The organism is Paenibacillus plantarum (genome assembly GCF_013141695.1).
GTDB lineage: Bacteria > Bacillota > Bacilli > Paenibacillales > NBRC-103111 > Paenibacillus_E > Paenibacillus_E plantarum.
In genome coordinates this window covers 29,820-42,684 of the sequence record NZ_WHNY01000034.1, presented here as the reverse complement: position 1 = coordinate 42,684, position 12,865 = coordinate 29,820, and the positions used below count along the sequence as shown (strand labels likewise).

At 45.3% G+C, this 12,865-nt stretch carries 13 protein-coding genes; 1 reads left to right on the top strand and 12 read right to left on the bottom strand.

Annotated elements, in window-relative coordinates; translation table 11 throughout:
* Nucleotides 1–35: 35 nt before the first annotated feature.
* The gene (locus GC096_RS10510) at nt 36–461 is read right to left on the bottom strand and encodes a hypothetical protein (RefSeq protein ID WP_171630191.1); all 426 of its coding nucleotides are present in this window, start codon (nt 459–461) and stop codon (nt 36–38) included.
* An 85-nt stretch (nt 462–546) separates the two neighbouring features.
* Nucleotides 547–1,647 carry an MBL fold metallo-hydrolase gene (locus GC096_RS10505; protein ID WP_171630190.1) on the bottom strand — a complete coding sequence of 367 codons (1,101 nt, stop codon included), beginning with the start codon at nt 1,645–1,647 and terminating at the stop codon, nt 547–549.
* A gap of 245 nt (nt 1,648–1,892) precedes the next feature.
* Between GC096_RS10505 and GC096_RS10500 the strand changes: the two genes are divergently transcribed.
* The gene (locus GC096_RS10500) at nt 1,893–1,994 is read left to right on the top strand and encodes a YjcZ family sporulation protein (RefSeq protein ID WP_171630189.1); all 102 of its coding nucleotides are present in this window, start codon (nt 1,893–1,895) and stop codon (nt 1,992–1,994) included.
* Nucleotides 1,995–2,233: 239 nt separating this feature from the next.
* Here the strand turns inward: GC096_RS10500 and spo0A are convergent, their stop codons facing one another.
* The 10 genes from spo0A to xseA all read right to left on the bottom strand — a co-directional run bounded on the left by spo0A (nt 2,234) and on the right by xseA (nt 12,860).
* Nucleotides 2,234–3,031 (bottom strand): sporulation transcription factor Spo0A, encoded by a 798-nt coding sequence (gene spo0A, locus GC096_RS10495; RefSeq protein ID WP_056614643.1) that lies wholly within the window; start codon nt 3,029–3,031, stop codon nt 2,234–2,236.
* A 234-nt stretch (nt 3,032–3,265) separates the two neighbouring features.
* Nucleotides 3,266–4,606: a SpoIVB peptidase gene (spoIVB, locus tag GC096_RS10490; RefSeq protein WP_171630188.1), complete on the bottom strand. Its 1,341-nt coding sequence runs from the start codon at nt 4,604–4,606 to the stop codon at nt 3,266–3,268.
* A 118-nt stretch (nt 4,607–4,724) separates the two neighbouring features.
* Complete coding sequence (recN, locus tag GC096_RS10485; RefSeq protein ID WP_171630187.1) at nt 4,725–6,452, bottom strand: DNA repair protein RecN; 1,728 nt, start codon at nt 6,450–6,452, stop codon at nt 4,725–4,727.
* Nucleotides 6,453–6,467: 15 nt separating this feature from the next.
* On the bottom strand, nt 6,468–6,917 hold the full coding sequence (gene ahrC / locus GC096_RS10480) for a transcriptional regulator AhrC/ArgR (protein WP_056614653.1): 450 nt from the start codon (nt 6,915–6,917) through the stop codon (nt 6,468–6,470).
* A gap of 2 nt (nt 6,918–6,919) precedes the next feature.
* Nucleotides 6,920–7,372 carry a hypothetical protein gene (locus GC096_RS10475; protein WP_171630186.1) on the bottom strand — a complete coding sequence of 151 codons (453 nt, stop codon included), beginning with the start codon at nt 7,370–7,372 and terminating at the stop codon, nt 6,920–6,922.
* Between the two features lie 98 nt (nt 7,373–7,470).
* Entirely contained in the window at nt 7,471–8,301 is an 831-nt protein-coding gene (locus GC096_RS10470; protein ID WP_171630185.1) for a TlyA family RNA methyltransferase, read from the bottom strand.
* A 33-nt stretch (nt 8,302–8,334) separates the two neighbouring features.
* On the bottom strand, nt 8,335–10,227 hold the full coding sequence (gene dxs / locus GC096_RS10465) for a 1-deoxy-D-xylulose-5-phosphate synthase (protein WP_171630184.1): 1,893 nt from the start codon (nt 10,225–10,227) through the stop codon (nt 8,335–8,337).
* 114 nt (nt 10,228–10,341) lie between these two features.
* Nucleotides 10,342–11,256, bottom strand: a complete 915-nt coding sequence (locus tag GC096_RS10460) for a polyprenyl synthetase family protein (RefSeq protein WP_376769489.1) — start codon at nt 11,254–11,256, stop codon at nt 10,342–10,344.
* Nucleotides 11,252–11,503 carry an exodeoxyribonuclease VII small subunit gene (xseB, locus tag GC096_RS10455; RefSeq protein ID WP_056614667.1) on the bottom strand — a complete coding sequence of 84 codons (252 nt, stop codon included), beginning with the start codon at nt 11,501–11,503 and terminating at the stop codon, nt 11,252–11,254. The genes GC096_RS10460 and xseB overlap by 5 nt, the downstream gene beginning before the upstream one ends.
* Nucleotides 11,490–12,860, bottom strand: coding sequence for an exodeoxyribonuclease VII large subunit (gene xseA, locus GC096_RS10450; protein ID WP_171630183.1), 1,371 nt, complete (start codon nt 12,858–12,860; stop codon nt 11,490–11,492). The genes xseB and xseA overlap by 14 nt, the downstream gene beginning before the upstream one ends.
* Nucleotides 12,861–12,865 lie beyond the last annotated feature (5 nt).

Sequence of the window (12,865 nt, the reverse complement as noted above, 5' to 3'; positions counted from 1 at the left end):
AGCAGATCATCCTGTCTAATGTACCCATCAGCTAATTAGGATTGGGATGTCTTCTTCCTCTTCAATGCCAGATATCCACCCAGGAGCGATACCGGTACGATGGCTACTAAACCAATCAATTCGTACCATAATGGGATTACATCCTGTGTTAATATCGAATCAAACCCAATCCCTGCGCCAATGACCCCAATGATCGCTGCGTTGAATAGTTCGCCTCGTTTGGCAACCTTCGCCGTGAAATAACTACCTAGGAACGTCCAGAACAAGCCAACGACCAGAAATAAAAGTAAAAGAGCTGCATTTGAATAAATCGCATTTACATCTTGATCTTCCAACGGCCGGTTAGCAAAATATAGACTGCCAATCACCCCTGACGATAACATCGTCCCGACATTATCAATAGCTATTCCTAGCACAACGGCTAGAAAATGAAATTTCCGTACACTTTTCTGTTCCGACATAGACTTATCTTCTCTCCTGCTCACATCTGACTATTAACCTAACTATAATACCATGTGAAATCCCTAGTAGCTAGTTCAGTACGATCTATGACTGTACCCACCAATTCGCTTTCGGATAGGACTGCACATCGGATCCCTTTAAGAAAATGGTCTGTCCGATAGGTGGCGTGACCATCTGAACCCCTTTGGCCTCAGCAGCCTTCGCGGCGCGGGTCACAGGATCAAACCAATCATGGATCGCTAAGGTGAAGGCACCCCAATGAATAGGCAGCAATACTTTCCCTCTTACATCCAAATGGGCTTGAACCGTTTCTTCCGGCATTAAGTGAATATCCGCCCAACGCTCATCATATTGACCACATTCCATCAAGGTTAGATCGAAAGGTCCGTATTTATCCCCAATTTGCTTAAAATGAGGCGTGTACCCGCTGTCGCCACTGAAAAATAGGCTGGTGTTCTTGCCTTTGATCACCCATGAGCACCATAAGGTCGCCCCGCGATCATTCGTACTGCGTCCTGAGAAGTGATTGGCAGGCGTACAAGCCAGCTCCAGCCCTTCATACGACATTTCCTCCCACCAATCATGCTCCTCAATCTTGTCTGCTGGAACTCCCCAGCGGATTAAATGAGCACCTACACCTAGTGGGACAAAAAACCGTTTCACTTTATGTTTTATTTTCATAATTGAACCATAATCCAAATGATCATAATGATCATGTGATAGAATGACGGCATCAATCTGCGGGAGCTCCGCAATCTCAAATGGGATTCCGCCGCTGTATCTGTTTTTACCAACCCACGGAAATGGTGAAGGCGTTCTTCCGAACATCGGATCAAGGAGCAAGGCTTTCCCATCAATTGTTAACAAGCTCGCCGAGTGTCCGAACCAAGTGACGCTAGTATCACCATTCACGTTAAACTGTGGCTTCTCCATCGGTAACGCGAACTTAGGACGTCGATGCGGGCTTCCTTTGATCATATCACGCAAAATCCCAAGCGTTGTACCAAAGCTCATATTCATCATCGCTGGGACTGGATTTTCGAACTTGTTTTGCGCATATTGCGGAGACTGAGCGAACCTTCGAATATCACCTTCAGAAGGTCTTAGACCGAATACCGGATATACATTCATAAAAAGAAAATAAACACCAATCAGAATCACAATGATCACTATCGTCAATACCATTCTCGTTTCCTCCATGCTTCTAATTCCGCTTACACGATCTCTTGTTGAAAAGAATAAGCTACGATGTAATAACGTAACAACGTATCCCTAGGTTCCAAGTTTTCATCTTGCCCCTTCCGTACCTCATATTTATTTCAGCAGACAGGGACAATAGCACAATCAGTCGTTTCGCCCAAACATTCCACAGAAATAGTCATAAGCTATCTCGAAACACAAACCAAATATCCAATTGGAGGTTGATTCGAATGAGTTGTGGAATTGGCGTTGGTCATCATCATACTTCCGCTGCAGCTGTCTTGGTACTTTTCATCTTATTGGTTATTATCACTAGCGCATTTGTTTGGTAATTCAAAACTAATACAGAAGGACTACCTAGATTGTCTAGGTAGTTTTTCTGCTTCCCCTCTCATTCATGCAATCAAAATAAACGGCTATGTCGTCCACTTGGGACGAGAACGTTTATGGAGAAATATAGCCGACTTATTATGGTGAAACATATAATATCTTATATTTTAAAAAAAATGAAAAAGAACGCTCAAATTCGAGCGTCCTTGATTTGACATATATTATAAAGCTCCTAACTGTCTCAAGAAACTTTATGCTCAATTCTGAGCTTATCCGCCACCATCGCGATGAATTCGCTATTAGTCGGCTTAGATTTCGAGATGTTAATCGTATATCCGAAAATGAAGGAAATACTGTCGATATTGCCGCGCGTCCAAGCGACTTCTATCGCATGACGGATGGCACGCTCGACACGGCTCGGCGTCGTTTTGTATTTTTCAGCAATAGCCGGATAGAGGGTTTTGGTGATTGCACCAAGGATTTCAATATTGTTGTAAACCATCGTAATGGCTTCACGTAAATATTGATAGCCTTTAATATGTGCAGGCACGCCAATTTCATGAATAATGCTCGTAATATTAGCATCCAAATTTTTGCCTTTCGGCATATGTACGACATTCGCACGAGGCGTTGACGAAGTCGTAGTCGTGGTTGAAGAATTACCTGCAAGCTGACGAATACGATTCGTAAGGGTTTCCATATCAAATGGCTTTAATATGTAATAGGAAGCTCCAAGTTGCACGGCTTTTTGTGTAATATTTTCTTGACCAAATGCCGTAAGCATAATGATTTTGGGCTGAGAAGGAAGATTCATCTCTCGCATTTTTTCCAGAACACCTAGTCCATCCAGATGAGGCATAATAATATCTAATATGAGAACATCGGGCAGCTCACGCTGTTGCTCCAAAAACCGAAGAACCTCGTTACCATTGTACGCAACGCCCATAATTTCCATATCCTCTTGTTCACCAATGAACTCTGACAATAGATGGGTGAATTCTCGGTTATCGTCTGCAAGTAATACCTGAATTTTTTGCAACTGAATTTCCTCCTTTAGCTACTGAAACAAGTTGGTATTTATCTCTCTTATGTAAACTATTCGACAGCTCTTTTTAAAATCCTTCTGTCGAATATTATTTTTCTTTTCTTTTGTTAGAGTTTCTTATATACTATAATATTTAACTTCTAATTCCAACATTATTCGACATGAAGTCACTAAACTCGCTATTCCCAGGTAAAATAAGGTTAAAAAGAAATAAAGAACTAAAGGTTTTTAACTCACCTTTAGTTCTTTGTCAGTGTTACCCGAAGTCGGCCGAAGGATGATTCCAGAGTCCTGAAGCATCCATTCGATGAAGCAGCCATAGCCGCTAGTCGGATCATTCACGAATACATGCGTGACCGCTCCGATCAGTTTACCATTTTGAATAATGGGAGAACCGCTCATGCCTTGCACAATGCCACCTGTTTTATCCAATAAGCGTGGATCCGTGATTTTGATAACCATGCCTTTCGTACCCGGAACATCTTGTTTGGAAACATGAACTACTTGGATATCGAATTTTTCAACCTTTTGACCTTCTAACACGGTATAGATCTGTGCAGGTCCTTCTTTCACTTCTTCTGCGAAGGCAACGGGAATCGCTTCTTTATCTAAGCTGTGATCAGGGGCTCCATACATTTTCCCAAAAATCCCGAAAGCCGTATTCCGCTCAATATTACCAATCACCTTGCTGTCCTTGTAAAGCGTTGCATGCTTTTCCCCAGGATCTCCATTATGGCTTTTGGAAATCGACGTCACATTCGAATAGACAATGTCACCATCGCCTACAATAATGGGTGTCTGAGTATCCATATCCGTTATGACATGTCCAAGAGCTCCGTAGACGCCTTGATCTGGTGCGTAGAAGGTCAACGTCCCTACCCCTGCCGCGGAGTCGCGAATGTACAGACCTAAGCGATAAGACTTATCTACGACGTCATATACAGGCTGCAGCTTCACAACAATTTCTTGATTGTTTCTTAAAATTTGTAGAACAAGAGGATTCTTGCTTTCGCCTGATTTGGCCACTAACTCTGCGACCTTACTAACATCCTTAGAATCCTTGCCGTTAATTTTGGTAATTAAATCGCCAACTTGAATTTTTGCTTCTTCCCCAGGTGAAACTTTTTGTTCGGAGGCAACAGTCACTAGATGGTGACCTACTACCAAGATACCGGCGGACTTAATTTTCACACCGATCGTCTGGCCCCCTGGGATTACTTTTAAATCAGGTACGACATTCACTTTGACAGTCTTGATTGGAATGGCTCCGAACAGCTTGAGCTTCATTTCCGTTTGCCCAGAATGGTCGGATTGCAAAGAGATAGGTTCGTTCAAATTAACTTGAAATGAGTGCTCGGCGTTGCCGTTTACCTTTACAATATCCGTATCCTTGACCGTGACCTGGGCACTGACCGGCATCGTTAACTGAAGCTGCTTCCCTTGGCCGCTAAACAAGCGGAGTTCTTGTGGAAAGGAGGCGAAGCTCTGAAAAGGCGGGGACATACTGACCAAGCAAACGAAGAAGACGAGCAAGAGTCCGAACAATCTTTTTCTTTTGTTGGATTGCACTATCAACACGCTCCTTCAAAATTCCTTGAGCCCTGACGAATAACCTCGTCAATTGCGTACCTATAAGTTAACCCCAGTCCCCTTCTTTTATAACTGTAAATGATGACTATCTATACTTTCATGCCCTTGCTTTCTTATTTTTTGCCATGGTAAGCATTTCTCCCGCATGATGAAGCGTTGTTTCTGTCACTTCTACACCGCCAAGCATCCTCGCAAGCTCTTCAATTCGGCCAGCATCTGGCATATCTTGAACACGCGTGAATGTTCGCTCATGATCCACTTCTTTCCGAATATAGAAATGAACATCTGCAAAGCTTGCAACCTGAGGCAAATGAGTAATGGAGAAGACTTGACAGCTTTGTGATAGAACGGACATTTTCTCTGCAATCGCTTGTGCCGCTCGTCCGCTAACCCCCGTATCCACTTCATCAAAAACAAGCACCGGAATTTGGTCAATCCGTGCAAAAATTGCCTTCATTGCGAGCATAATACGGGAGAGCTCTCCACCAGAAGCAATTTTACTTAATCCACGCAGCGGTTCACCTGGGTTAGGAGCCATGAGGAACTCAACCTGATCAATGCCTTGTCTGGAGAATCGAACCTTATTGCCGTCAACCTCAACGCCGCGGTCATCGATAATATGAGCGATCTGCACTCGAAACTGTGTTCGTTCCATTTGAAGATCACGTAATTCATGTTCAATCTGAGCTGAGAGATCACTTGCAATACCTTTACGCAGGTTAGACAGGTCTAGCGCATGCACACCAACTTGTTTCTCAGCAAGTACAAGCTTGTATTCTAATTTACGAATAATTTCATCTTTATTTTCAATCGTATCGACTTCGTTTTTGATCTTCTCTAAATAGCTCAGAATCTCTTTAATATTCTCTCCATATTTTCGGCGAAGAGACGTGATGGTATCTAATCTTTGTTCAATATAATCTAATCGAGACGAATTGAACTCAATGCTGTCGCGATAATCTCTGATTTGATAAGCTGCGTCTTCCAGCTGGTAAAAGGCGGATTGCGCCTGTTCAAGAATTGGGCTCAAATTCGTCGGATCTAGCTGCACGATATCCTGCAGGCGTGAGACTGCTTTGCCAGCAGCATCGAGTCCTCGATTCGTAGCATAGAGAAAATCATAGGCTTCGGACGAGCTCTGATAAAGCTTCTCTGCATTTGCTAACTTACGCTTCTCCTCAGCTAAAGTCTCGTCTTCCCCTAATTTCAGCTTGGCTGATGATATCTCTTCAATCTGGAACCGATACAGGTCTAACATTTGCAGAGCCTGCTTGCTCGTTTCTTGAAGATCATTCAGCTCTTTTTGAAGCTTCATATACTGATCATAGCTAGCTTGGTACGTCTTTTTCGCTGACTCAATTTCGGCATCTCCGAACAAATCCAAGGAATGAATATGCTCGTCCACATGAAGCAGGGATTGATGCTCATGTTGACCATGAATATTAACGAGCCACTCTCCCGTCTTGCGCAACATCGTCATATTCACAAGCTGACCATTTATTCGACTTGAGCTTTTGCCAGTCGCCGTAATTTCACGGCGGATAATGAGATGCTCGGAAGCATCGGATTCAATCCCGAACTCTGTAAGCGTATGCCAAACCGGATGAGAAGCAGGTAAGTCAAACATGGCTTCAATTTCTGCTTTATCAGCGCCATAACGAACTAATTCCGATGAACCTCTACCGCCAACAATCAAAGTTAACGCATCTATGATGATCGATTTCCCAGCGCCAGTTTCCCCTGTAAGGACGTGAAAACCTGCTTTAAATCGAATATGTACATGTTCAATGACAGCTAAATTACGAATTGAAAGTTCTGTAAGCATGAACGCCTCCTGATTTTATGATAATAAGGACATGACTTCATTTACAAAAGTTACACTATTCTCTTTCCCGCGGCAAATAACAAGAATCGTATCATCTCCACAGATCGTGCCCATAACGCCATTCCACTCCAAATTATCAATTAAAGCACAAATCGTATTTGCCGTGCCTGGCAAGCATTTCATAACGACCAAATTATCCGTATAATCAATGCTGACAAAATGGTCACTTAATGCCCGACGAAGTCTCTGCATAGGATTAAATCGCTGATCAGCCGGCATGGAATACTTATATCTGCCATCATCTAGCGGAACTTTAATGAGATGGAGTTCTTTAATGTCCCTCGAAACTGTCGCTTGTGTGACATGGAATCCTGCCGCGCGCAACGCTTCAACCAATTCATCCTGCGTTTCAATCTCATGATTCGTAATAATTTCTCTGATTTTTACATGCCTTTGACCCTTCATCCTTACACCTCTATGTGAAAAGTGATTTTTTTGATTTTGCTAACGGTCATATCAACGTAAAGGATACCCTGTGCCTCCGGATAAATGAGCGTGTAGGGCAGCAGCATGTCACGCACAGCGCTCCCTGTCATCTCAAGTGGCTTGCGTTCTCTTGCCACTTTCACGAGATAAATATCATCTTCCTTTTGCACAAAATAATCGATAAATAAGCGGCTTTCCAGCTGCTCTCTCTCTCCGACGGTCATAGTAATTGGAATTTTGGTCTTCCCAGCAAGCACTTCGAATCCAACAGCCTCAAGCAGCTCAACAACATCGTCCTCGGGGATATTCGCATGCCTTCGAATACGCCCTCTTCTTCGACTTGAACCCGCTGACCACTTCTGAAATCGCCAAAAGATGATACAAATAACAACGATCAGGATTAACAAAATGACTCTTACATCGCCTTGTTCCATGTCCTTCACCTCGCCATAGTATTCGTGAAACCGGGAGGGAAATCCTTTAAGTGAAAAAACCCATCTCAGGGCCGCAAAAGGCGTTCTCAAAGATGAGTTTATTTTCCATGTAATTTCTGAGACTCTTTAACCGTCTCGGCAATAAGGGCTTTGATCGAAGTTGGCGCTGCCAATGACTCTTCCGTCTCGTTGCTCGACCAATACGCAAGGAATTCAATGTTCCCTTCACCACCCGTTATTGGCGAGTAAGTGAGTCCTTTCAAGCGAAAGCCAAGCTCCTCAGCAAATGAAAGCACCGTTGTCAGAACGTCTATATGTACATCCGTATCGCGAACAACGCCCGACTTCCCAACCTTCTCTCGACCAGCTTCGAATTGCGGCTTAATTAAAGCAACAACATGACCCTGATCCCCTAAGATTTCCTTCAGTGGTGGCAGGATAATACGAAGCGAAATGAACGAAACGTCAATACTGGCAAAACTAGGTCTTGGACCGTTCAAATCCTCCAATTTCGTGTAACGGAAATTCGTTCTTTCCATAACATGAACACGCTCATCATTGCGCAGTGACCAATCCAATTGATTGTAGCCAACATCCACAGCGTAGACGGAGGCCGCACCATTTTGCAGCGCACAATCTGTGAATCCGCCCGTAGAAGCTCCAATGTCGAGCATGACAGCATCATGTAAGTCGATTGCGAAATGCTTTAACGCTTTCTCCAGCTTTAATCCGCCACGACTCACGTAAGGATGGAGAGCACCCTTTACTTTCAGTACAGCTTTGCGACTGATCTTCATCCCCGCTTTGTCAGCTGGTTCTTCATCTGCAAAAACAAGGCCTGCCATAATGGCGGCCTTTGCCTTTTCTCTGCTTTCAAAATATCCTTGCTCAAGTAGCAATAAGTCTAATCGTTCTTTATCCGAGGACATATATAATGTGTTGCTCCTATTCAAAATCGGTTACTAGACCTTCGCCCGTAAGACCTTGCGTGGGACTAGCTTCTTCACTTCGGAAATCAAGTGGTGGGCAGTTAACCCAACTTCTTCGCGTTGTTCTGGCACGCTGCCATGCTCTACGAAGTAATCTTGAATCCCCATCAATTCAACCTGCAAACCAACAATTCGCTTCTCTGCATAGAACTCCAATACCGCACTTCCGAAACCACCTTGGATTGAGCCCTCTTCCATTGTGATCACTGGCATGGATTCCTTAGCTAACTGCAGCAAATAAGCTTCATCCAATGGTTTAATAAATCTTGCATTAACGACACGAAGTTCAATACCTTCTTGCGCTAGCTGAGCTGCTGCTTCCTCTGCCACTTGAACCATAGGTCCAACAGCGAGAACTGCTGCATAATCACCCTCACGTACAGTTTCCCAAGTACCGAGCGGAATGGCCTTTGGAGCTTCATCAATATTAGCGCCAGTGCCATTAATACGCGGATAACGATAAGCAATCGGACCATCATTATATTCAAGCGCCGTTTGCATCATATCACGCAATTCCTTCTCATCCTTCGGCATCATTAAGACCATGTTAGGAATTGTTCGTAAAAATGAAATATCATAAACCCCTTGATGGGTTTCACCATCCGGACCAACGAAGCCAGAACGGTCAATGGCAAAGGTAACATTTAATTTAGGACGACAAATATCGTGAACAACTTGATCATACGCACGCTGCAAGAACGTAGAATATACAGCGAATACCGGCTTCAAGCCTTCACTCGCGAGTCCTGCGCATAACGTAGCCGCATGCTGCTCCGCAATACCAACATCAATCATCCGATTTGGAAATTGCTTTGCAAACTTCAATAATCCGGATCCACCAGGCATTGCAGGTGTAACTGCAACCACACGAGAGTCCTTCTCGCCAAGCTCAATTAAAGTGTCTCCGAAAACTTGCGTATACATTGGCGGTCCAGAAGACTTAAGAACTTGACCAGACTCCATTTTGTATGGCCCTAAGCCGTGCCAAGTATGGGAATCGTTCTCTGCAGGTTTATACCCTTTTCCTTTCGTCGTAACGATATGAATGAGCACAGGACCTGCAACTTTCTCAGCCTGTTTCAACGTATCCATGAGTACTTGGAGGTTATGTCCATCTACAGGACCAATATAAGTAAAGCCTAGTTCTTCAAACCACACGCCATTTAAAACAAAATATTTAAGACTATCCTTCAGCTTCTCCGCTGTTTTAGCTAGCGTTCCACCGATGGCAGGAATTTTCTTCAGTAAATATTCGACTTCCTCTTTAGCTTTCAAATAATGACGGTCCGAACGAATTTTGCTTAAATAATTATGAAGAGCCCCTACGTTGGGCGCAATCGACATTTCATTGTCATTCAGAATGACCGTAATATTCTTCTTCTCGTGACCAATATGATTCATGGCTTCTAATGCCATGCCGCCTGTAAGCGCACCATCACCAATGATGGCAACAACCTTATTATGCTCGCCCTTGAGATCACGTGCCATTGCCATACCCATGGCAGCTGACAGGGAAGTACTGCTATGTCCGGCTTCCCAGACATCATGCTCGCTCTCGGAACGTTTAATAAACCCGCAGAGCCCTTTATATTTGCGTAACGTATCGAACTTGTCTTTACGACCAGTCAATATTTTGTGTACATACGCCTGGTGACCAACATCAAAAATCAGTTTATCATACGGGCTGTGAAACATGGTGTGTAAAGCTATCGTGAGTTCAACCACGCCTAAGTTCGGGGCTAGATGTCCACCAGTAACGGAAAGCTTCTCAATTAGAAATTGACGGATTTCTCCTGCCAATTCTTCGAGCTCCGTCAAGGATAACCGCTTCAAATCTGCAGGCCGATTGATTTGTTCGAGCAGCACGCTTGTTTCCTCACTTTCAATGTGAAAATACTAAGATTTCACCATTATATCATATTATTGGGTATTTCGTGTGAAACTACCTTCCGAAACAGCATACTACTTGTATACGTACGTTTAATGATCCCGTTTCATCAGGTAATCTGCGATCTGCAGCAATCGTTCCGGGTTCGGTATGTTCGAACGAATTAAGGCATCTTTCGCTTGATTCGTCAGCTCTTGCACTTTCTGTTCAGAAGCTTCCATGCCGATAAAATAAGGGAATGTCACCTTTTGCTGCTTCTCATCGCTCTTCACAGGCTTACCTAGTTTCGCTTCATCTCCGATAATATCCAAAATATCATCTTGAATCTGAAAAGCAAGTCCAAGTGCATGTCCAAACTCACTGAGCGCTTCCAATTGCGCTTCGGTCGCCCCAGCAATATGTCCACCGGCACGCAATGAGAACACAATAAGATCACTCGTTTTGTGAGTATGAATATAAGTAAGCTCTTCTAACTTGGTTAAACCTTGCTCGCCTAACATATCCGCTGCTTGGCCGCCAACCATGCCACGAGCTCCTGCCAGTACGGCAAGCTCTTCTGTAATGGCTAATACGCGTTCAGCAGGAACACCAAACCTTTTGTGTGATTGCGCAACGCAGAAGAAGGCGTGCGTAAGCAGCGCATCGCCAGCAAGAATAGCCATTGCCTCACCATAAACTTTGTGATTCGTTAACTTGCCTCTCCGATAATCATCATTATCCATTGCTGGCAGATCATCATGAACTAACGAATAGGTATGAACCATTTCGATGGCCAATGCAACAGGCATAGCAGACTCCAGGGAGCCCCCCAGCGACTCTGCAGCAGCAAGAACCATAATAGGACGCAGTCGTTTGCCACCTGCCATCAAGGAGTAGTCCATGGACTCACGTAACGAAGCCGGTACCTCCCAAGCAGTTGGCAATGATTGACGCAATGCGGCTTCGACCAATTCAGCATGGGAAGCGATGTATGTATGAATAGTAGACGTCGTGTTATTCAAACTAATTCCCCTTATCTTCCAAGACAGGCTGGAAAGGCTTCCTTGTTACCCCAGCTTCCCCTTCAACCAGCATCTCAATTTTTTTCTCCACTTGCTCCAGCTTAACGCCGCAAATATGGGAGAGTCTTACACCTTCTTGATACAGTTCAATGGCTTTCTCTAGAGGAACGTCGCCGCTCTCCAGCTGACTTACTATACGCTCTAGCTGCTCAATTGCTACTTCAAAACTTACTTCAGTTTCACTTGTTGACATCAATGTTCGCCTCCATCCCCGAAACTTGACATTGTATTTTACCGTCCTTAAGACGTATGGATAATCGATCACCGATGTTTACTTGCGTTATCGATCTCACAAGATTCTTTTCTTGTTCGTCATAAGCAAGGCTGTAACCCCGCTGCATAACTTTCAGCGGGCTGAGGGCGTCCAGATGACGGACGCTGGACTGCCACTCCTGCTTCTTCGAGCGCAGGAGGGTCTGCATGGCCGTGAGCATCTGACGTTTGGACGTGTCCAAACGTCGTCTCGCCATCACGGCCTGCTCCGTTGGATTGAAGCTGGATAAGCGACGCTCCAGCCTCAATCGATGCTGCGCCAGCTCCGTAAGGCGCTGACGCATGCGATAACCGAGCTGCTCCGCCAGCCGGTCGAGTCGCTCCGCAGGCTGCATGAGCAGCTGCCTGCGGGGGTTCGTCAGGAACGGCGAGCGCTTCGCGCGCTCGAGCCGTTCCTGCTTGCGGCGCAGCTGCTGCAGCAGCCCGTAATGCAGGCGCTGAGCCTGCTGCGATAGCTGCTGCTTCAGCTCGAGGTGGTGCGGCACCGCGAGCTCTGCCGCCGCCGTAGGCGTCGGCGCTCTGAGATCGGCGACGAAGTCGGCGATCGTGAAGTCCGTCTCGTGGCCGACGGCCGAGATGATTGGGATCGCGGAGGCTGCGATAGCCCGCGCAACGATCTCCTCGTTGAAGGCCCACAGCTCTTCCAGCGAGCCGCCGCCGCGGCCCACGATGAGCACGTCGGCTTCACCGAGCCGGTTCATGGCTTCGATCGCTTTCACGATCGAAGGTGCCGCCTGCGTACCCTGTACGAGGACAGGGTACAGCAAGATCGGGATCGACGGGAAACGCCGCTGCAGCGTGATGATGACATCACGAATGGCGGCCCCCGTCGGGGACGTGATCACGCCAATGGCGCGTGGAAACCGAGGAATCGGTTTCTTGCGCTCTGGCGCGAATAACCCTTCTGTTTCGAGCTTCTTTTTCAGCTGCTCGAAAGCCAAATACAAGCTGCCGATACCATCAGGCTGCATCGCCGTCACATAAAACTGATAGGCACCATCTCGCTCATAAACGGAAATATTGCCGCGAGCAATAACTTTCGTACCTTCTTTCGGGATAAATCCCAGCTTCTGATTATGCGAAGCAAACATGATGCTTTTCAGCCGACCATCCGCATCCTTCAATGTAAAATACATATGACCGCTAGAATGATGCGTGAAATTCGAAATTTCGCCTCGTACCCACACATCCTGGAGTCGTGAATCACCTTCCAGCAATAGCTTTATATAACGGTTTAAATCTTTTACGGATAAAATCTTGGTCTCATTTCTCGCCATAAGGT

What these genes read in the sequence shown, in the direction of transcription:
- GC096_RS10510 (WP_171630191.1), bottom strand. Translation starts at nt 461, where the DNA reads ATGTCGGAACAGAAAAGTGTACGGAAATTTCATTTTCTAGCCGTTGTG.
- GC096_RS10505 (WP_171630190.1), bottom strand. Translation starts at nt 1,647, where the DNA reads ATGGTATTGACGATAGTGATCATTGTGATTCTGATTGGTGTTTATTTT.
- GC096_RS10500 (WP_171630189.1), top strand. Translation starts at nt 1,893, where the DNA reads ATGAGTTGTGGAATTGGCGTTGGTCATCATCATACTTCCGCTGCAGCT.
- recN (WP_171630187.1), bottom strand. Translation starts at nt 6,452, where the DNA reads ATGCTTACAGAACTTTCAATTCGTAATTTAGCTGTCATTGAACATGTA.
- ahrC (WP_056614653.1), bottom strand. Translation starts at nt 6,917, where the DNA reads ATGAAGGGTCAAAGGCATGTAAAAATCAGAGAAATTATTACGAATCAT.
- GC096_RS10475 (WP_171630186.1), bottom strand. Translation starts at nt 7,372, where the DNA reads ATGGAACAAGGCGATGTAAGAGTCATTTTGTTAATCCTGATCGTTGTT.
- GC096_RS10470 (WP_171630185.1), bottom strand. Translation starts at nt 8,301, where the DNA reads ATGTCCTCGGATAAAGAACGATTAGACTTATTGCTACTTGAGCAAGGA.
- xseB (WP_056614667.1), bottom strand. Translation starts at nt 11,503, where the DNA reads ATGTCAACAAGTGAAACTGAAGTAAGTTTTGAAGTAGCAATTGAGCAG.
- xseA (WP_171630183.1), bottom strand. Translation starts at nt 12,860, where the DNA reads ATGGCGAGAAATGAGACCAAGATTTTATCCGTAAAAGATTTAAACCGT.